Origin of the sequence: Bradyrhizobium shewense (assembly GCF_900094605.1) — a bacterium.
Classification (GTDB): Bacteria; Pseudomonadota; Alphaproteobacteria; order Rhizobiales; family Xanthobacteraceae; genus Bradyrhizobium; species Bradyrhizobium shewense.
Genome location: NZ_FMAI01000007.1, coordinates 82,852 through 100,656, shown reverse-complemented (window position 1 = coordinate 100,656; position 17,805 = coordinate 82,852). Strand labels below are relative to the sequence as shown.

The following is a 17,805-nucleotide window of genomic DNA, read 5'->3' as shown; positions in this document are numbered from 1 at the left end:
GCACCTAGCGCGAACGGGCTTGTCGCCGCCGCATTAAACGGCAGAACGCCAGCCGCGCAAAGCGCTGCGCGTTACCGCAGTGCAACGACGTGAAATTTTCCCGGCGCTCGCCGGGACGGGCCCCATTGCAGGGCGTCGGGCTGCCGCCGAGATTTGCTGATCGCTCCATCTGCGAGGCCACGCTCATGTACCTCTCCCGGTTGATCCTCCCTGCTTTTCTCCTTGCTGTCCTCGTGGGTGTCCGGCCTGCCGGCGCGGGCACCGAGGCGGCCGCCGCAGCACCGGCCGGTGTGTCGATCGAGGATTTCCAGTACCTGGATACGTCCGGCGAGCCGGTCGATCAGACCGCCGCCCACGAGAAGCGGCTGAGCGCGTTCATGGCCGCGCTGCGGCGGGATGTCGGAGCGGACAAGCGCTATCAGCTCACGCCCGCCGGGCAAGCCGATGCAAAATTCAAGGTCGTCGGCGGCGTCCAGAAGACGAGCACGCTGGTGCAATGGGCGCGGGTCGCCGTGATCGATACCGCGGCCAAGAAGGTCCTGTTCGAGAAGCTCTACACGTTCCGCGGCGACAATGACGAGGCCTGGGACCGTGCCGAGGCGTTCCTCGCCCGCGAGGTCATAGCGGCGCTCGGCACGCCTGCGCCGGTCGCGCTCGCCGTGTTCGATTTCGAGCTCGAGGACATGACGGCCGCATCAGGGAGCACCCTGGGCGCTTCGGACGTATCGTACCTCGCCGAGACCACCGGCGGCGTGCGTGACGTGCTCAGCCAGTCCGGCCGCTACCGCATCGTCGACGTCGGCAGCGCGAGCGGCGAGGCGGCGAAGGCGCGCGCGTTACGCGACTGCGGTGGCTGCGAGGTCGCGATTGCGAAGGAGCTCGGCGCGGATCAATCGCTGATCGGCGTGGTGCGGCGGGTCAGCCGCACCGAATACACGCTCGGCTTCCAGCTGCGTGATGCCCGCACCGGCGCGGTGCTGGCGCGCGGCGACAGCGGCCTGCGCCTCGGCGCAGACTATTCGTGGAAACGGGGCGCCGTGCGGCTGATCAGCGACCGGCTGATCGAGAGCCAGCAGGCCGAGGGCGCCGCTAAAAGGTAAGCTGCACCTTCATCGACTGCGAGCGGTCGCTGGCCAGCTCGAAGGCGGCGACCGCGTTCTCGAACGGCATGGTGGCCGTGATCAGCGGCTTCACGTCGATCAGGCCTTCGCCCATCAGGCGCACAGCGAGCTCGAATTCGGGATCGAAGCGGAAGGTGCCGCGGAGCTGCAATTCCTTGGCGACGATGGAATTGATCGGCAGCGTCATCTCGCCGCCGAGGCCGAGTTGCACCAGCGTCGCGCCGGGCCTTAGCACGTCGAGCGCGGTGCGCAGCGCCGCTTGATTGCCGGAGGCTTCGAACAGCGTGTCGAACACGCCTTTGCCGGCGCGCCAGGGATCGAGCGCGCTGGCATTGGCTGCGACATTGATGGCGTGCGTCGCGCCGAGTTTTCTCGCGACTGCGAGCGGCGCCTCGGCAACGTCGGTCACCACGATCTCCGCCGCGCCGCCGAAGCGCGACACCAGGATCATCAGCGCCCCGATTGGGCCGCAGCCCGTGATCAGCACGCGCTTGCCGAGCAGGGGGCCGGCCTGCTTGCCGGCATGCAGGCACACCGCGAGCGGCTCGGCGACCGCAGCTTCCGCCAGCGAGAGCTTGTCGGCGATCGGCACCGCCTGCGTGGCATCGACCGTGATGAACTCGCGAAAGCCGCCCTGAACATGGGGAAAGCGCATCGCGCTGCCGAGGAAGCGCATGTCGAGGCACTGGTTGCGCATGCCCTCCTGGCAATGCAGGCACTGGCCGCACGGCTTGCTCGGATTGACCGCAACGCGCGTGCCTGCTTTCACGCTGGTGACGCCGTCGCCAACGGCGGCGACCACGCCGGCGATCTCATGCCCCAGTGCCATCGGCTGCTGGATGCGGACGACGCCGAAACCGCCGTGATGGTAGTAGTGCAAATCAGAGCCGCAGATGCCGCCATTGGCGATCTTGACGCGGACCTCGCCCTGGCCGGGCGCCGGATCCGGGTAGGTGTCGATCCGCAGATCTTTCGGGGCGTGGATGACGACGGCGCGCATGGCTTGCTCCTTCGTTGTCTTCGCGATCACATCGCGGCGATCATGCCGCCATCGACATAGATGATCTGGCCGTTGACATAGGTCGAGGCGTCGGACGCGAGGAAGATCGCCGCGCCCACCAGCTCGTCCGGCTTGCCCCAGCGCTTGGAGGGGATGCGGCCCATCAGCCAGTTATTGAAATCGGTGTTGTTGACCAGCGCCTCGTTCATGTCGGTCAGCATGTAGCCGGGACCGATCGCATTGGCCTGGATGCCGTGCTGAGCCCATTCCACCGCCATCGAGCGGGTCAGGTTCTTGATGCCACCCTTGGCCGCGGTGTAGGGCGCGATGGTGGGGCGGGCGAGCTCGCTGCCGAGCGAGCCGATATTGATGATCTTCCCGTGCTTGCGCGGGATCATGCGCTTGGCCGCCTCGCGGCCGATCACGAAGGCGCTGGTGAGGTTGGTCTCGATCACCTTGCGCCATTCGTCGGTGGTGAACTCCACCAGCGGCTTGCGGTGCTGGATGCCGGCATTGTTGACGACGATGTCGACGGCGATGTTCTTCTTGTCGAAGTCGTTGAACGCCGCGACGATCGCTGGCTCGTCGGTGACGTTGAAGGCCGCGCCTTCGGCCTGATGCCCGGCGGCGCGAAACTCGGCGACGGCCTGCTCGACTCGCTTGGGATCGACGCCGTTGACGATGATCTTCGCGCCGGCCTTGGCCATGCCCTCGGCGATGGCGCGGCCGAGGCCGCGGGAGGAGCCGGTCACGAGCGCGGTGCGGCCGGAGAGATCGAAGAGGGAGGTGCTCATCTCAAGAATTCCTCAGACGTTGGAGCGGCGCACGGTGAGATCGGTGCGCTCGAAGACGGCGGGCAGGAGGTCGACGCCGAGACCGGGGCCTTCCATCGGATAGACAAAACCGTCCTTGATCACGGGCATCGTGGTGACGAGCTCATTGTACCAGCCTTTGTAGAAGGCGCGCACCGATTCCTGGATCAGCGTGTTGGGCTGGCTGAACGACATGTGGATGGCGGCGATGAAGCCGATCGGGCCGATGCAATCGTGCGGCGCGAAGGGCCGGTGATAGGTCTCGGCCATCGCCGCGATCTTGCGGCCCTCGGTGAGGCCGCCGGTCCAGCATAGATCCGCCATCACCACATGCATGGCGTCGCGGTCGAGCATGTCCTTGTAGGGGAAGCGCGAGCCCAGCGTCTCGCTGGCGCAGACCCAGACGTCGGTCGAGCGGGCGTATTCGGCCAGCGCCTGCGGCGAGTTCATCCGGATCGGGTCCTCGTACCAGGTCGGCTTGTACGGCTCGAGCGCGCGCGCGATCTGCTTGGCGGTCGGCAGGTTCCACAGCGAGTGGAGCTCGACCATGATCTCCATCTTGTCGCCGACGGCCTTGCGGATCTTCTCGAACGGCTCGATCGCCTGCTTCATCTGGGCGGCGGTGATGTAGAGGCCCTTGTTTTCCTGCGCCGCCGGATCGAACGGCCAGATCTTCATCGCGGAGATGCCGCTCTCCAAAAGGCTTTCGGCCAGCGCATCGGCGCGGTTCATGAAGCCGTCGAGATCTTCATAGGGGCCCTTGGAGGCGCCGAGATTCCAGTTGGAGACCGGGCTGATATTGGTCGAGCGGACATATTGCGTGCCGGCGCAGGTGTTGTAGATGCGCTGCTTGTCGCGGCAGAGACCGCCGAGCATCTGGTGCACCGGCTGATTGCAAACCTTGCCGAACAGGTCCCACAACCCGATGTCGATCGCGGACGCCGCGCGATATTCCACGCCGGTGGAGGACTGCGCCATCGGCAGGTTCAGCATGTCGCGGTGGATCGCCTCGATGTGCAGAGGATTGCGGCCGAGCAGGCGGCCGGCAAAAGTGTCGTGGATCTGCGCCTCGACCGCGCCCGCGCCGTAGAAGGTCTCGCCGAGCCCGATCACGCCGGTGTCGGTGTGGATTCGCACCCAGATGACGTTGGAGAATTCCTCGGTGCGCAGGGTCTCGATCGAAGTGATCTTCACTGCAACAGTCCTCCCATGATAAGGCGCCTCGCGCCCGTCTTGTTCTTCGTGTCTATGCCGGTCAAAAGCGGCGATCTCGGCAGGCAGTCATACGCCCGCTTGTAATATATCACAACATGTTTTAAGGATATCACAAATAAGCCGCCGCTCGGCAGCGCGAGCAGGGTGGCAGGGTGGCAGGGAGGACAACATGGCACGGCGCAAGCGCGCGCTCGAAGTGGTGAGAAGCGACGATGACGGCGAGGGAAGGCCCTCCCGGCGCAACCGCCTCAACTTCTTCGAGCTGGCCTATCAGAGGATCGAGGAACTCCTCGTTCATTGCGAGCTCAAGCCCGGTCAGTTCATGACCATGCTGGAATTGCAGCAGATCACCGGCTTCGGGCGCACGCCGGTGCACCACGCCGTCAATCGTCTCTCCGCCGATACGCTCATCATCATCCGTCCGCGCCACGGTCTGCACATTGCTCCGATCGATCTTGCGCGCGAACGCATGCTGCTGGCCTTGCGCCGCGACATGGAGCGTTTCGTGATCCGCCTTGCGGCCGATCGCGCCAGCCTTTCGCATCGCAATCAGGCGCTGCACATCGAGCGTCTCCTGCGCGAGCGCCGCGCCAGCCTCACCCTCGACGAATTCAACAGCATCGACCGCCGCATCGACGCGCTGGTGCTGGAAGCCGCCGGCGAGCCGTTCCTGGTGCACACGCTGCGGCCGCTGCACACGCTGTACCGGCGCATCGGCTACATCCACCACCGCTTCATGCCGGGGCAGGCCGATCTGTCGGGCACGATCGATTGTCATCTCGCCATTCTCGCCGCGGTGGCCAGCCGCCGCGTCGATGACGCAGTGAAGGCGAGCGATGCACTGATCGACTACATGGGCGAGATATTCACGGGCATGGAAGCGGGGATCGATCCGCGCCTGCTCGATTGCAGCATCGAGCCGCTGCTCGGCACGTAGCGAGTTTTGAAAAGAGGACCAAGCATGACAACGATGGCGATGCCACAACCGACCGCGAGCGAAGCCGCGGTCCGCTACCTCATCACGAACTACAGTCCCAAGGGCAACAAGGTCGGCTGGCTGATGATGGCCTCGATCCTGGTCGAAGCCTGGGACCTCTATTCGATCGCCTTCGTGCTGATCTTCATCAAGGAGCAGTACAATCCCACGGCGCTGATGCTGGGCCTTGCCGCGGCGGGCACGCAGGGCGGTGCCCTGATCGGCGCGCTGCTGGGCGGCTGGCTGTCCGACAAGATCGGCCGCCGCGTCATGTTCCTGGTGACGATGGTGATGTTCATCGTGCTGGCGCTGGCGCAGGCCTTCGTGCCTGACGTCACCTGGCTCATCGTGATCCGCTTCCTGCTTGGCATCCCGCTCGGCTCGGACATCTCGACCGGCTACACCTACATCATGGAATCCATGGCCAAGGGCGAGCGCGAGGTCATGGGCAATCGCTGGCAATTCATGTTCGCGGTCGGCGAGGTCCTGACCATCGGCGTCATCGTGATCTTTCTCTTGATCGACATGCAGCACGAGATGCTGTGGCGCGTGACGCTCGGCCTCGGCGCGGTGCCGGCGCTGATCATCCTTCTCATGCGCCACGACGTGCCGGAGACGGCGGTGTGGCTGGTGCAGAAGGGGCGCTATCGCGAGGCCAAGCGGGTGGCGCGCGAGATGTTCAACGACAATCTCGACATGCTGCCGGATCGGGATGTGGTTGTTCCGAAGACCAGCACGCGTGCGTTCCTCGCCGACCTCAAGAAGGATCCGATCCGCTGGCGCGCCACGGTCTACGGCTGGATCGCCTGCTTCACCCAGGCGAGCGAGTTCTCGACCTTCGCGTTCTATTTGCCGGTGCTGTTCGTGATGGTCGGCGTGTCGAGCGTGCTCGGCATCAACCTGGTGACGATGGCGCTGTTCTCCTTCGCCGCTCTGTCCGGCTGGGTCGGGCCGCTGCTGACGCCGAAGATCGGCCACCGCGGCATCGCGATCGCCGGATTCTCGATCGTGTTCGCCTCGCTGCTGGTCGCCGCCTTCGCGCTCTACACCGACAACAAGATCCTGCTGCCGTTCGCGGCCGCCGCGATGCTGTGGGGCCATTATTGGGACGCGTCGAACTGCATGACGATCCCGACCATGGTCGCCAAGCCGAAATATCGCGGCACCGCCAGCGGCTTCGCCTACATGTTCGTGAAGCTGCCGTCGTTCCTGGCGATCTTCCTGTTCCCGACGGTGTTCGCCGCGATCGGGCAGGCGAATGCCACGCTGATGGTCGCGATCTTCCCGCTGATCGGATTGCTCGCCGCGATCTTCATCCTGCCGGAAGTCTACGGCTACGAGAACGACTGACGATGCGCTTCCCGGTCGCGGCGTCGTCGCCGCGATCGGGACTGACTTCGGAACGCTGCGGCCGGCGACTACGGGCTCAAGAAGACCGGATCGATTCCCATCCCATGGCCGAGCAGGCCGAGGGCCTGAAGCTGGGCGGAGTGGAGGTCGACCTCCACGATGACGAACAGTGTGAACAACGCCACTGCGGAGACGACCAGCAGGGGATGAGCCGTCTCGGCGCTGCTCTCGCCCGCTGCGAAGAGGCTCCGAATCGCACGACGCAGAAAAGAGCTCTGCGGCAACGCCTTCGATTGGATCTGCATGATGAACCTTCCTTGCCGCGTGACTGCGCGACATCGGAATTCTAGCCGCAGCGTGGCTGCCGGCATTGACGCACCGCAAATAGCTTGCACTTAATTTCGAAGGCCGGAGCCTGCGTTACCTGATTGCCGCCGCCAGTGCGGCGATCAGGGCGGGCGGCGTCACCAGCAGGCCGAGCTTGAGGAAGGGCCAGGCGCCGACCTCGATCTTCTCCCGCCGGAGCGCGACCAGCCAGAGGATGGTGGCGAGCGAGCCCGTCACCGACAAATTGGGGCCGAGGTCGACGCCGATCAGGATGGCGCTGACGACCGGGGCGGGCAAATGATCGCTGGCGGCGACCGAGCCGGCGACGAGGCCGACCGGCAGGTTGTTGGCGATGTTGTCGGCGAGCGCGGTTGCAATGCCGACGCTCCAGGCCGCCTTCGGGACCGATTGAGCCACCGCCTGGTGCAGCAACGCGCTGAGCTGCGCGATCACTCCGGTCTTGATCAGCGCCTCCACCATGACGAAGAGCCCGCCGACCAGCGGCAGCACGCTCCAGGACACGCCGCGCAGCACGGGCAATGGCGATTGCCGACTGAGCAGCAGCACGATGGCGGCCGTCACGCCGCCGCAGATGAAGGTCGGCAGGCCCAGTTGCTTGTCCAGCGCCGACGCCGTGACCAGCACAGCGCCGATCGCGACGATGCCGATCGCCGTCAGCTTGCCGCCGTGGCCGAGTTTTGGATGCGGCACGCGGCGCGCAATCGTCTCCTCCTTCAGGGCCCGGTGCTGGGTCAGGCGCAGCACGATGTAGGTCAGCAGGATGGAGGCCGCCGAGGGCAGGGCGAACAGGCGCAGCCATTCCGCCAGGTGCGGCATACGCGCACCGAACACGACGAGATTGGCGGGGTTGGAGATCGGCAGCACGAAGCTCGCGGCATTCGCGATGAAGGCGCAGACGAAGAGATAGGGCAGTGGCTTGGCGCCGGCTGCGCGCGTCGCGGCATAGACGGCCGGCGTCAGCACGATTGCGGTGGCATCGTTGGAGAGCAGCACCGTGACGAGCGTGCCGACGAGATAGATCAGCAGGAACAGCCGCTGCGGCGAGCCGGCCGCGTATTCGACCGCGAGCGCGGCGAGATAGTCGAACAGGCCTTCGAGGCGCGCGAGCTCGGCGATCAGCATCATGCCGATCAGGAAGAGGTAGACGTCGAGGCCTTTTTCGATGCCGGCAAGCGCGTCTTGCCACGGCAGCAAGCCTGATAGCACCAGGGCGCTCGCGCCGATCACCGCCCAGACCGCCTCGGGCAGGCGGAAGGGGCGGATGATGACGCCTGCTGTCGCGACGACGATGATGCTCCAGGCCCAGATGGCGTCAGACGGCACGGTCGGCAAGTTGATCTCCGGAAAAACCGCTCCTGACTACCGTGCCCCGGATCGATCCGCCAGCCTCAAATCTCGGCTCACGTCACCTTGCGACCGACAGCTTCTCCGTGATCGCCTTGCGCAGGATGCGTGAGAGCGATTCCACCGAATACGGCTTCTGGATCAATTCGAAACCGCGATGGGCGTTTTCTGCGAGCACGTTGCTGTAGCCGGAGGTGAGCACCACGGGCAGGCCCGGATAGCGCTCGCGGATGATGCCGGCGAGCTCGACGCCGTTCATGCCGGGCATGATGACGTCGGAGAACACGAGGTCGACGGCAAATTCGTTCTCGCCGAGGATCGCCAGCGCGGCGTTGGCGTTGGCGACGCGGCGAACGACGTAGCCGAGATCTTCCAGAAGCTCGGTCGAGAAGCGGCCGACTTCGTCGTCGTCCTCGACCACGAGCACGCGATAGCCGCGCCCGGTGGCCGCGGCCTCATGGGTCAGTGCCGCGGCTTCCTTGTCGGTCGCGGGGCTTTGTGCCTGCGGCAGATAGATGGTGAAGGTCGCGCCCTTGCCCTGGGTGCTCGTCACCGCGACGTCACCCTCGGACTGCTTGGCGAAACCAAAAGCCTGGCTGAGGCCGAGGCCGGTGCCCTTGCCGACCTCCTTGGTGGTGAAAAACGGCTCGAAGATCGAGTCGAGATGTTCCGGCGCGATGCCGCTGCCGGTGTCGGTGACGGAGATGGCGACGTAGTCGCCGCCGCGCGCCGATTGCGCGCGTAGGCTGGGAATCCCGGAGACCTTGCGCACGGCGATGATGAGGCGGCCTTCGCCGTTCATGGCATCTCGGGCGTTGATGGCGAGGTTGATCAGCGCGGCCTCGAACTGGGCGATGTCGGCGACGGTAAAGCAGTCGGCATCGTGAATCTCCACCGCGATGTCGATACGGCCGCCGACCAGCGGCCGGACCAGCTGCGCGACGCCCTCGACCTGGCTGCCGACGTTGAAGATCTGCGGCTTCAGCGGCTGCCGGCGCGCGAACGCCAGAAGCTGGGCGGTCAATTTGGAGGCACGCTCGACGGTCTCGGAGATGGCATCGACATAGCGGCGGCGGCGCTCTTCCGGCAACTCGCGGCGGCGCAGGAAATCGGTGGCCGAGCGGATGATGGTGAGGAGATTGTTGAAGTCGTGGGCGACGCCGCCGGTGAGCTGGCCGATCGCCTCCATCTTCTGCGACTGCCGCAGTGCTTCCTCGCCGCGGCGGCGCTCGGTGATGTCGACGGCTTCAGGGACGGCGCCGGTGATGTTGCCGTGACGGTCGAGCACGGGGCGCATGCCGAAGTCGAAATCGCGCTCGCCGATGGGAAGGCGCAGCCGCATCTCCAGCCGCACGGCTTCGCCCTTGAGCACGGTGTGGAAGGCCTCGCGCACCAGCGCGCTCATGCCCTCCGTTGCGCTGAACCAGGGCGTCTCCCACAACGGCTTTCCGATCACATCCGACGAGTTCGCCCCGATGCCATCGAGTGCGGTGTTGTTGGCGTAAAGCAGCTCGCCCCTGAGATTGACCAGGCCTTGATACTGGTTGCTGGTCTCCAGGATCGCGCGCAGCCGCGCCTCGTTGGATTCGAGCTGGGCGGTGCGCTCGGCGATGCGCTCTTCCAGCGTCTCGTTGAGCTGCCGCAGCTCGATCTCGGCCTGCTTGGCGACGGTGATGTCGTGGGCGACGCCGATGAACCCGATATGCTTGCCGGTCGGATCCCAGCGCGGCTGCGATTCCGAGCGCAGCCAGCGCCATTCGCCGCCGGCGTTCTTGTAACGCGCTTCCAGCACGAAGGGCTTGAGCGACGCTTCACCCTGGACCGATTGCTGCAGCACATGCGGCAGGTCGTCGGGGTGCAGCACCTTGCGCCAGTCGAAGTCGATGGCCTGATCGTAGGGCAGGCCGACGAAGTCGACATAGGCCTGGTTGGCGAAGGAGCGCTTGCGATCGAGCTTGGTCACCCAGATCGGCACGGGCGCGCTGTCGGCGATCAGCCGGAAGCGCTCCTCGCTCTCGCGCAGCGTCTCGCGCGCGAGCGCCTGGTCGGTCATGTCGATATGGGCGCCGACGAGGCGGATGGCGCGGCCGTCCTTGTCGCGCTCGATCTTGGCGACGACCCGGATCCAGCGGGTTTCGCCGTCATTGGGGCGGACGATGCGGTACTCGGCGCTGTAGTCTTCGCTCGTACCGGCGAGTGCATCGATGAAGTGCTTGACGGTGGCGTCGCGGTCGTCGGGATGGATGCGATTGACCCAATCCTCGTGCGACTCCTCCGCAGCCTCCGGCGGCAGGCCATGGATCATGAGGTATTCGGGCGAGCGGCGGTTCTTGAAGCCTTCGCGAAAATCGACCTCAACGCCGCCGACCTTGCCGATGCGCTGGATGCGCGCCAGCTCGGCCTCGCGCTCCTGGAGCGCGCGATAGGCGTTGTCGCGCTCGCGCGCGACGTCTTCGAGGTGTTGACGCAGCCTTTCGGCGGCTATGGTCTCGGGCAAGGGATCGTTCAAGGCATCGGCCGTTGTCATGCGGGAGCGCACGTGCCGGACCGATATTCACACAGACGGAGCGTGATGGCCATTGTTTAGAGGAATTAGGCTGGGAAAGGCGCCATGAAACGGATAGCGCATGAACGAAACGCCGGGTCTGGCAATTTGTTCCGGAGACTGGAACGATCGGCCGGCGGACGCGTCTTCGCGAGGCGTCGCGAATGTCTTTGATAAGGCTCCCTTTCCGAAGAGGATAAATCTTGAAGCTCTTTGTCTGCCAGGCCTGCGGCAACGTTCTCTATTTCGAGAACCGTGCCTGCGAACGCTGCGGCCATCGGGTCGCCTTCCTGCCGGAGAAGGAGACGATGTCGGCGATCGAGCCCGACGGAGAGGCCTGGCGGATCCTGGCCGACAAGGGCGAAAGCCGGATGCTGTGCCGGAATGCCGAGTACGATGCCTGCAACTGGCTGACGGATACGGGCGAGGGCAACGGCTATTGCCGCGCCTGCCGCCACAACGGCATCGTGCCGGATTTGTCCGACCCTGCCCAGCTTGCCGGCTGGCGCGAGCTGGAGGTGGCGAAACACCGTCTGTTCTATTCCCTGATCCGCTGGAAGCTGCCGCTCCAGGCCCGGCAAGATGATCCCGAGCATGGTCTGATCTTCAATTTCCTCGCCGACGATCCGAACAGCGCGGAGAAGGTCATGACCGGCCACGACAACGGCCTGATCACGATTGCGCTCACCGAGACCGACGACATCGAGCGCGAGCGGCGCAGGCTCGAGATGGGAGAACCCTATCGTACGCTGCTCGGGCATTTCCGGCACGAGGTCGGGCACTATTTCTGGGATGTGCTGGTGCAGGGCGGCGGCAAGCTCGAGGAATGCCGCGCGGTATTCGGTGACGATTCCACCGATTACGGCCAGGCCCTGCAGCGTCACTATGCCGAAGGCGCGCCGCCGGACTGGCAGCAGAACTACGTCTCGGCCTATGCCACGATGCACCCCTGGGAAGATTTCGCCGAGACCTGGGCGCATTATCTTCACATCGTCGACACCCTGGAGATGGCCGCCGAGTTCGGCATGGAGGTTCGCCCCAAGGTCGACCGCGACGGGGAGTTGACGGCGCGCATCCGCTTCAACCCCTACGAGGCGAGGGACGTCGAGGCGCTGGTCAACGCATGGCTGCCCTTCACCTTCGCCATGAACAGCGTCAACCGCGCCATGGGCCTGCGCGACCTCTATCCCTTCATCCTGTCGCCCGCGGTGGTCGGCAAGCTGGGTTTTGTTCATGGCCTGGTCCGGGACGTCGCCAAGTCCGTGTCGAGGCCCGGCAAGCCGTAGGTCGTCCGAGGGCTCGTCAGGCCGGTTTCGGTCTTGCGCTGGTACGCCAGATGGCCCGGATTTAGACCGTTGCCTCCGGCCGATTTTGATGTACCACGGGAGCCACACGGCCCGTCCCCCATAGGCCCCAACGGCCAGGGAAGGGTCCCGCCCAAGGTCGAGACTCAAGAAAAGCATGTTCAAACGCATTCTGATCGCCAATCGCGGCGAAATCGCCTGCCGGGTCATCAAGACTGCCCGCAAGATGGGAATCGAGACGGTTGCCGTCTATTCCGAAGCCGACCGCGACGCCCTCCATGTCGAGATGGCCGACGAGGCCGTGCTGATCGGCCCGCCGGCGGCAGCCGAGAGCTATCTGCTGATCGAGAAGATCGTCGAGGCCTGCCGCAAGACGGGCGCCGAGGCCGTGCATCCCGGTTATGGCTTCCTGTCCGAGCGAGAGGCGTTTCCGCGCGCGCTGGAGGCCGCCGGCATCGTCTTCATCGGCCCGAACCCGGGCGCGATCGCGGCGATGGGCGACAAGATCGAGTCGAAGAAGGCGGCCGCCAAGGCCAAGGTCTCGACCGTACCCGGCTATCTCGGCGTCATCGAGGACGACAGGCACGCGGTCAAGATCGCCGACGAGATCGGCTATCCCGTGATGATCAAGGCGTCCGCCGGCGGCGGCGGCAAGGGCATGCGCATCGCGCATTCGACCTCCGAAGTCGCGGAAGGTTTCAACCTCGCCAAGGCCGAGGCCAAGGCCTCGTTCGGTGATGATCGCGTCTTCGTCGAAAAGTTCATCGTCGATCCCCGCCACATCGAGATCCAGGTGCTGGGCGATAAGCACGGCAACGTCATCTATCTCGGCGAGCGCGAATGCTCGATCCAGCGCCGCAACCAGAAGGTCATCGAGGAGGCGCCGTCGCCGCTGCTCGACGAGGCTACCCGCCGCAAGATGGGCGAGCAGGCCGTCGCGCTGGCCAAGGCCGTGAATTACGATTCCGCCGGCACCGTCGAGTTCGTCGCGGGGCAGGACAAGAGCTTCTACTTCCTGGAGATGAACACACGTCTCCAGGTCGAACATCCCGTCACCGAGCTCGTCACCGGCATCGACCTCGTCGAGCAGATGATCCGCGTTGCCGCCGGCGAGAAGCTCGGCATCGCGCAGAAGGACGTCACGCTGACGGGCTGGGCGGTGGAATCGCGCCTCTACGCCGAAGACCCGTTCCGCAACTTTCTGCCCTCGATCGGGCGGCTCGTGAAGTATCGCCCGCCGGCGGAAGCCAGCAAGGACGGCATCACCATCCGCAACGACACCGGCGTGCAGGAGGGCGGCGAGATCTCGATCCATTACGATCCGATGATCGCAAAACTCGTCACGCATGCGCCCTCGCGCGCGGCCGCGATCGAGGCGCAGGCGACCGCGCTGGATTCGTTCTATGTCGACGGCATCAGGCACAACATCCCGTTCCTGTCGGCGCTGATGCATCATCCGCGCTGGCGCGAGGGGCGGCTCTCGACCGGCTTCATCGCCGAGGAATTCCCCAAGGGCTTTGCGGTGCGCGTGCCCGAAGGCGAGGTCGCCCGGCGCATCGCCGCGGTCGGCGCCGCCATCGATCACGTGCTGGGTGAGCGCAAGCGCCAGATCTCGGGGCAGATGGGCGGCCGCGTCGTGCAGCGCGAGCGGCGCCGCGCGGTCTGGCTCGACCGTCAGGAGATCCAGCTCGAGGTCGGACGCGAAGGCGAGGCGATCGCGGTGCGCTTCATCGACGCCGAGGGCAAGGCCGGCAATTCGCACCTGCTGGCCTCGCCGTGGAAGCCGGGCGATCCGGTCTGGCAGGGCACCATCGACGGCCATGTCGTCGCGGTGCAGGCGCGGCCGATCCCGAACGGCATCCGCCTCGCGCATCAAGGCGTCGAGGTCCCGGTCTATGTCTGGACCGAAGCGGAAGCGACCTCGGCGCGGCTGATGCCGGTGACGACGGCCTCCGACACGGGCAAGAAGCTGCTGTGCCCGATGCCCGGGCTCATCGTCTCGATCGCGGTGACCGAGGGGCAGGAGGTCAAGGCCGGCGAGACGCTCGCGGTGGTCGAAGCCATGAAGATGCAGAACGTGCTGCGCGCCGAGCAGGACGGCACCGTGAAGAAGGTTCACGCCAGCGCCGGCGCGACGCTCGCGGTGGACGCGCTGATCTTGGAGTTTGCGTAAGTGTGAGTGGGCCCGGTGGGGCCACAAACGCCGTCATTGCGAGGAGCGTAGCGACGAAGCAATCCAGACTGCTTCCGCGGATGCATTTCTGGATTGCTTCGCTTCGCTCGCAATGACGGAGTATGCTGCGGCTCCGTGACCTAACCGAGACAGCAACATGGCCTTTCGTTCCCGCCGCGAGAAACTGCGCCTCATCCTGTCGGGCTCGGCCTGCATCCATCCCGGCTCGGTCTACGATGCGATCTCGATCCGCATCGCCGAGGATCTCGGCTTTCCGCTCGGCATGTTCGGCGGCTCGGTCGCCTCGCTCGCGGTGCTCGGCGACCCTGACGTCACGCTGATCACGCTCACCGAGCTTGCCGAGCAGATGCGGCGGATGTCGCGCGCGGCAGTGCTGCCGGTGCTGGTCGATGCCGATCACGGCTATGGCAATGCGCTCAATGTTCGTCGCACGGTGCAGGAACTGGAGACCGCTGGCGCCGCAGGCCTCACCATCGAGGACACGCTGCTGCCGGCCGCCTTCGGTGAGGCGAAGACGCAGCTGATCTCGCTCGAGGAAGGCGTCGGCAAGATGAAGGCGGCGCTCGATGGCCGCAGCGATCCTTCGCTGGTCATCATGGGCCGCACCGGAGCTGCCTCGATCACCTCGATCGAGGACGCGATCCGCCGTGCGCAGGCCTATGAGGCGAGTGGTGTCGATGCGCTGTTCTTCACCGGCATCAAATCGCGCGCGGAGCTCGAGGCCGTCGCAGCCGCCACGCGCCTGCCGATCGTGCTCGGCGGCGCGCCGGAGGAGCTGAGCGCGCTCGACTATCTCGCCAGCCAGCGCGTGCGTATCGCGCTTCAGGGCCACGCGCCGATCGCCGCTGCGACGCAAGCCGTGTATGAAACGCAGAAAGCGCTGCGCGAGGGCGCGGCGCCGAAGGCGCTGAGAGGTCTGGCATCATCGGACCTGACCAACCGCGTCGTGCGCGAGGCCGATGTCAAGGCGCGCGGCGCCGACTTTCTCGGGCTGAAAAAATGAGCCGGGCGATCCTCCAGGTGATGATCCGCGGCCGCGTCCAGGGCGTCGGCTACCGGGCCTGGGTCGAGTACCAGGCAACTGCGAGCGGCCTCGAAGGCTGGGTCCGCAATCGCCGCGACGGCTGCGTCGAGGCGCTGTTCGCGGGCGCGCCGAAGCACGTCGCCGACATGGTCGCGCTATGTCGCCACGGCCCGCCGTCCTCCCGCGTGGACAGCGTGACGAGCGAGACCGCCAGCGCCGATGAGTTGAACCTGCGCAGGGCAGGGGAAGCGTTCTCGGTGTTGCCGACGGTGTAGGTAGTTTCTCGCTCCGCAGACGGTGCGCTCCCCGCCCCGTTCTTACGGGGAGAGGTGAAGACGAAGCCTCACCTTGGCAGCTTGGCGATCGCCTCGCTCAGCTCGTGGATTTCGTAGGGCTTGCGCAGGATCGGGAAATCGCCGCGCACGCCGGCGGCGACGTCGCTGTAGCCGGTGGCGAGCAGGATCGGCAGGCCAGGGCGGATCTGACGGAGGCGATGGGCGAGGCTGAGCCCGTCCATCTTGCCGGGCATGACGATGTCCGAGAACACGAAGTCGACGCCGTTTTTCTCGATCTCGCGCAAGGCGGCTTCGGCGTCGGCGACCCGGCGGACGTGGTAGCCCAGCTGCTCCAGAAGACCGATGCTGACGAGCGCAACGTCGGGATTGTCCTCGACCAGCAGCACCGTGCCGCTGCCTTGGAAGGATGGTCCTCCAGCCGCCTCTCGCGGTGGCGTGTCTTCTCCGCGCGGCAGCAGGATGGTGAACGTCGTGCCCTTGCCGAGCGCACTCGCGACCTTCACCGTGCCGCCGGCCTGGTGGGCAAAGCCGTGCACCTGGGACAGGCCGAGGCCGGTGCCCTTTCCGATCGGCTTGGTGGTGAAGAACGGCTCGAAGATCTTGTCGAGAACGTCGGAGGGAATGCCGAGCCCGGTATCGGTGACGTCGATTGCGACGAAGTCGCCGGCGAGGGGCGCCTCGTCCAGCACGACATTGTGCGCGCCGATCGTCACCGTGCCGCCGTCGGGCATTGCGTCGCGGGCATTGATGACGAGGTTGAGCAGCGCGGTCTCGAGCTCGGAGGCGTCGGTCTTGACCGGCCAGACGTCGGGGCCGATGTCGAAGGCCAGGCGTACGGAACTGCCGACGCCGGCATCGAGCACCTCGCGGATCGCCGCGATGCGTTCGGCGAAATCGATCGCCTGCGGATTGACGCTCTGCCGCCGCGCGAAGGTGAGGAGCTGGTTGGTCAGCGCCGCGCCGCGCTTGGTGGCGGTCTCGATCGCCGAGATCGCGCGCTGAACCTTGGCCGCGTCGTTGGGGCCCCGCTTCAGCATATGCAGGCTGCCGCTGATGATCATCAGGAGGTTGTTGAAGTCGTGCGCGACCCCGCCGGTGAGCTGCCCCAGCGCATCGAACTTCTGGGACTCGGCGAGCTGCTTCTGCATCGCCTCGAGCTTGAGCTGCGTATTGCGGCGTTCTGTGATGTCGCGCGTGATCTTGGCGAAGCCGACCAGCTCGCCGTCCTCGTAGATCGGGTCGATCACGACGCTTGCCCAGAAGAAGGTGCCGTCCTTGCGGACGCGCCAGCCTTCCTCCTCATAGCGGCCCTTTTCCCGCGCGATGCCGAGCGCGCGGGCCGGCTTGCCGTTGGCACGGTCGGTCTCGGTGTAGAAGCGGGAGAAATGCTGGCCGAGGATCTCCCCGGGCGAATAGCCCTTGATGCGCTCGCCGCCGATATTCCAGCTGGTGATGATCCCCCTGGGATCGAGCATGTAGAGCGCGTAGTCCGCAACTCCCTCAACCAACAGCCGGAAACTGCGCTCGCTCTCGAACAAGTCTCGCTGTTGACTGAACTTTCCGATCATTCCGGGACCCTGCCTCGACGGGAGCAAACGCCACAGAAAGCGGATGGTTCCCTGAAGTTGGGACATTTTTAGGCAGATATCCCGCACCCGTATACGGGACCAAGCCCGCTTGACAAGGGGACGTTATCGTCAGATATTTCTGTAATGACAGAAATAACCGGAAAGAAGAAACTCCCAGCCGCCGTCGAGCGCTTCATCCTGCATTGGGGCGACATGGGGGACGAGTGGGGCGTCAATCGCTCGGTCAGCCAGATTCACGGGCTGCTCTATCTCGCCGAGGGGCCGATGACGGCGGAGGACATTGCCGACACGCTCGGCATGGCACGCTCGAACGTCTCCAACTCGCTCAAGGAGCTGCTCGCCTGGAACCTGATCCGGCGGGTGCCGATCCTCGGTGACCGCCGCGACCATTACGAAGCCGAGACCGACATCTGGGAGGTCGCCGCCAGAATAGCGGCGCGGCGCAAGGAGCGGGAGCTCGATCCGGCGATCACGGCGCTCAGGGCCTGCGTGTCCGATGCCGCCGGCGATCCCACCATCAATCCGGTCGCAGCCAAGCGGCTGAAGGAGATGCTCGCCTTCACCGAGCTCGCCGATCACTGGTTCATGCAGATGCTGAAGGTGCCGCGGCCGCGGCTGGTCGCCTTGATGCGGCTTGGCGAGAAGATCGTCAGCCTGCTGCCGCTGGGCAAGGCCAAATAGCTGAGG

16 protein-coding genes are annotated in these 17,805 nt (G+C 65.6%); 8 read left to right on the top strand and 8 right to left on the bottom strand.

The annotated features are described in order from the left end of the window. Positions 1-4: 4 nt before the first annotated feature. The gene (locus GA0061098_RS44990) at positions 5-187 is read right to left on the bottom strand and encodes a hypothetical protein (protein ID WP_165637378.1); all 183 of its coding nucleotides are present in this window, start codon (positions 185-187) and stop codon (positions 5-7) included. Between GA0061098_RS44990 and GA0061098_RS15345 the strand changes: the two genes are divergently transcribed. Next, entirely contained in the window at positions 186-1,100 is a 915-nt protein-coding gene (locus tag GA0061098_RS15345; RefSeq protein WP_165637377.1) for a DUF3280 domain-containing protein, read from the top strand. The genes GA0061098_RS44990 and GA0061098_RS15345 overlap by 2 nt on opposite strands. Here the strand turns inward: GA0061098_RS15345 and GA0061098_RS15340 are convergent. From GA0061098_RS15340 to GA0061098_RS15330, 3 genes are read right to left on the bottom strand one after another with little or no spacing between them, the layout of a single operon-like run. Next, complete coding sequence (locus tag GA0061098_RS15340; protein ID WP_091957783.1) at positions 1,090-2,121, bottom strand: L-idonate 5-dehydrogenase; 1,032 nt, start codon at positions 2,119-2,121, stop codon at positions 1,090-1,092. The two genes, GA0061098_RS15345 and GA0061098_RS15340, sit on opposite strands and share 11 nt — an antisense overlap. 26 nt (positions 2,122-2,147) lie before the next feature. Continuing rightward, positions 2,148-2,915, bottom strand: a complete 768-nt coding sequence (locus GA0061098_RS15335; RefSeq protein ID WP_091957176.1) for a glucose 1-dehydrogenase — start codon at positions 2,913-2,915, stop codon at positions 2,148-2,150. A gap of 12 nt (positions 2,916-2,927) precedes the next feature. After that, positions 2,928-4,127, bottom strand: a complete 1,200-nt coding sequence (locus tag GA0061098_RS15330; protein WP_091957174.1) for a mandelate racemase/muconate lactonizing enzyme family protein — start codon at positions 4,125-4,127, stop codon at positions 2,928-2,930. A gap of 190 nt (positions 4,128-4,317) precedes the next feature. Between GA0061098_RS15330 and GA0061098_RS15325 the strand changes: the two genes are divergently transcribed. Both GA0061098_RS15325 and GA0061098_RS15320 read left to right on the top strand, forming a co-directional pair. After that, positions 4,318-5,085, top strand: a complete 768-nt coding sequence (locus GA0061098_RS15325) for a GntR family transcriptional regulator (RefSeq protein WP_018320647.1) — start codon at positions 4,318-4,320, stop codon at positions 5,083-5,085. A gap of 24 nt (positions 5,086-5,109) precedes the next feature. Continuing rightward, the gene (locus GA0061098_RS15320) at positions 5,110-6,474 is read left to right on the top strand and encodes an MFS transporter (protein WP_091957171.1); all 1,365 of its coding nucleotides are present in this window, start codon (positions 5,110-5,112) and stop codon (positions 6,472-6,474) included. A 68-nt stretch (positions 6,475-6,542) separates the two neighbouring features. Here GA0061098_RS15320 and GA0061098_RS15315 read toward each other — a convergent pair whose 3' ends face one another. The 3 genes from GA0061098_RS15315 to GA0061098_RS15305 all read right to left on the bottom strand — a co-directional run bounded on the left by GA0061098_RS15315 (position 6,543) and on the right by GA0061098_RS15305 (position 10,705). Next, on the bottom strand, positions 6,543-6,779 hold the full coding sequence (locus GA0061098_RS15315) for a hypothetical protein (RefSeq protein WP_091957779.1): 237 nt from the start codon (positions 6,777-6,779) through the stop codon (positions 6,543-6,545). 115 nt (positions 6,780-6,894) lie between these two features. Further along, positions 6,895-8,145 (bottom strand): arsenic transporter, encoded by a 1,251-nt coding sequence (locus GA0061098_RS15310; protein ID WP_091957775.1) that lies wholly within the window; start codon positions 8,143-8,145, stop codon positions 6,895-6,897. An 82-nt stretch (positions 8,146-8,227) separates the two neighbouring features. Continuing rightward, positions 8,228-10,705 carry a hybrid sensor histidine kinase/response regulator gene (locus GA0061098_RS15305; RefSeq protein WP_091957168.1) on the bottom strand — a complete coding sequence of 826 codons (2,478 nt, stop codon included), beginning with the start codon at positions 10,703-10,705 and terminating at the stop codon, positions 8,228-8,230. Positions 10,706-10,914: 209 nt separating this feature from the next. Between GA0061098_RS15305 and GA0061098_RS15300 the strand changes: the two genes are divergently transcribed. The 4 genes from GA0061098_RS15300 to GA0061098_RS15285 all read left to right on the top strand — a co-directional run bounded on the left by GA0061098_RS15300 (position 10,915) and on the right by GA0061098_RS15285 (position 15,508). Next, positions 10,915-11,997 carry a zinc-binding metallopeptidase family protein gene (locus GA0061098_RS15300; RefSeq protein ID WP_091957165.1) on the top strand — a complete coding sequence of 361 codons (1,083 nt, stop codon included), beginning with the start codon at positions 10,915-10,917 and terminating at the stop codon, positions 11,995-11,997. Between the two features lie 175 nt (positions 11,998-12,172). Then, the gene (locus GA0061098_RS15295; protein ID WP_091957161.1) at positions 12,173-14,188 is read left to right on the top strand and encodes an acetyl-CoA carboxylase biotin carboxylase subunit; all 2,016 of its coding nucleotides are present in this window, start codon (positions 12,173-12,175) and stop codon (positions 14,186-14,188) included. Between the two features lie 157 nt (positions 14,189-14,345). Beyond that, the gene (locus GA0061098_RS15290) at positions 14,346-15,212 is read left to right on the top strand and encodes an isocitrate lyase/PEP mutase family protein (RefSeq protein WP_091957158.1); all 867 of its coding nucleotides are present in this window, start codon (positions 14,346-14,348) and stop codon (positions 15,210-15,212) included. Continuing rightward, positions 15,209-15,508: an acylphosphatase gene (locus GA0061098_RS15285; protein WP_018320639.1), complete on the top strand. Its 300-nt coding sequence runs from the start codon at positions 15,209-15,211 to the stop codon at positions 15,506-15,508. Before GA0061098_RS15290 ends, GA0061098_RS15285 begins: the two co-directional genes overlap by 4 nt. 68 nt (positions 15,509-15,576) lie before the next feature. On the opposite strand, the gene GA0061098_RS15280 is transcribed toward GA0061098_RS15285, so the two are convergent. Then, positions 15,577-17,097, bottom strand: a complete 1,521-nt coding sequence (locus tag GA0061098_RS15280) for a PAS domain-containing sensor histidine kinase (protein ID WP_091957155.1) — start codon at positions 17,095-17,097, stop codon at positions 15,577-15,579. Between the two features lie 144 nt (positions 17,098-17,241). Here GA0061098_RS15280 and GA0061098_RS15275 point away from each other — a divergent pair, with 144 nt between their 5' ends. After that, complete coding sequence (locus GA0061098_RS15275; RefSeq protein WP_091957152.1) at positions 17,242-17,799, top strand: GbsR/MarR family transcriptional regulator; 558 nt, start codon at positions 17,242-17,244, stop codon at positions 17,797-17,799. Positions 17,800-17,805: the final 6 nt, after the last annotated feature.

Bases quoted from the DNA above. Each gene is read 5' to 3' on its own strand.
- GA0061098_RS44990 (WP_165637378.1), bottom strand. From the start codon at position 187: ATGAGCGTGGCCTCGCAGATGGAGCGATCAGCAAATCTCGGCGGCAGC.
- GA0061098_RS15275 (WP_091957152.1), top strand. From the start codon at position 17,242: ATGACAGAAATAACCGGAAAGAAGAAACTCCCAGCCGCCGTCGAGCGC.
- GA0061098_RS15345 (WP_165637377.1), top strand. From the start codon at position 186: ATGTACCTCTCCCGGTTGATCCTCCCTGCTTTTCTCCTTGCTGTCCTC.
- GA0061098_RS15290 (WP_091957158.1), top strand. From the start codon at position 14,346: ATGGCCTTTCGTTCCCGCCGCGAGAAACTGCGCCTCATCCTGTCGGGC.
- GA0061098_RS15285 (WP_018320639.1), top strand. From the start codon at position 15,209: ATGAGCCGGGCGATCCTCCAGGTGATGATCCGCGGCCGCGTCCAGGGC.
- GA0061098_RS15320 (WP_091957171.1), top strand. From the start codon at position 5,110: ATGACAACGATGGCGATGCCACAACCGACCGCGAGCGAAGCCGCGGTC.
- GA0061098_RS15295 (WP_091957161.1), top strand. From the start codon at position 12,173: ATGTTCAAACGCATTCTGATCGCCAATCGCGGCGAAATCGCCTGCCGG.
- GA0061098_RS15280 (WP_091957155.1), bottom strand. From the start codon at position 17,097: ATGATCGGAAAGTTCAGTCAACAGCGAGACTTGTTCGAGAGCGAGCGC.
- GA0061098_RS15315 (WP_091957779.1), bottom strand. From the start codon at position 6,779: ATGCAGATCCAATCGAAGGCGTTGCCGCAGAGCTCTTTTCTGCGTCGT.
- GA0061098_RS15335 (WP_091957176.1), bottom strand. From the start codon at position 2,915: ATGAGCACCTCCCTCTTCGATCTCTCCGGCCGCACCGCGCTCGTGACC.
- GA0061098_RS15325 (WP_018320647.1), top strand. From the start codon at position 4,318: ATGGCACGGCGCAAGCGCGCGCTCGAAGTGGTGAGAAGCGACGATGAC.
- GA0061098_RS15340 (WP_091957783.1), bottom strand. From the start codon at position 2,121: ATGCGCGCCGTCGTCATCCACGCCCCGAAAGATCTGCGGATCGACACC.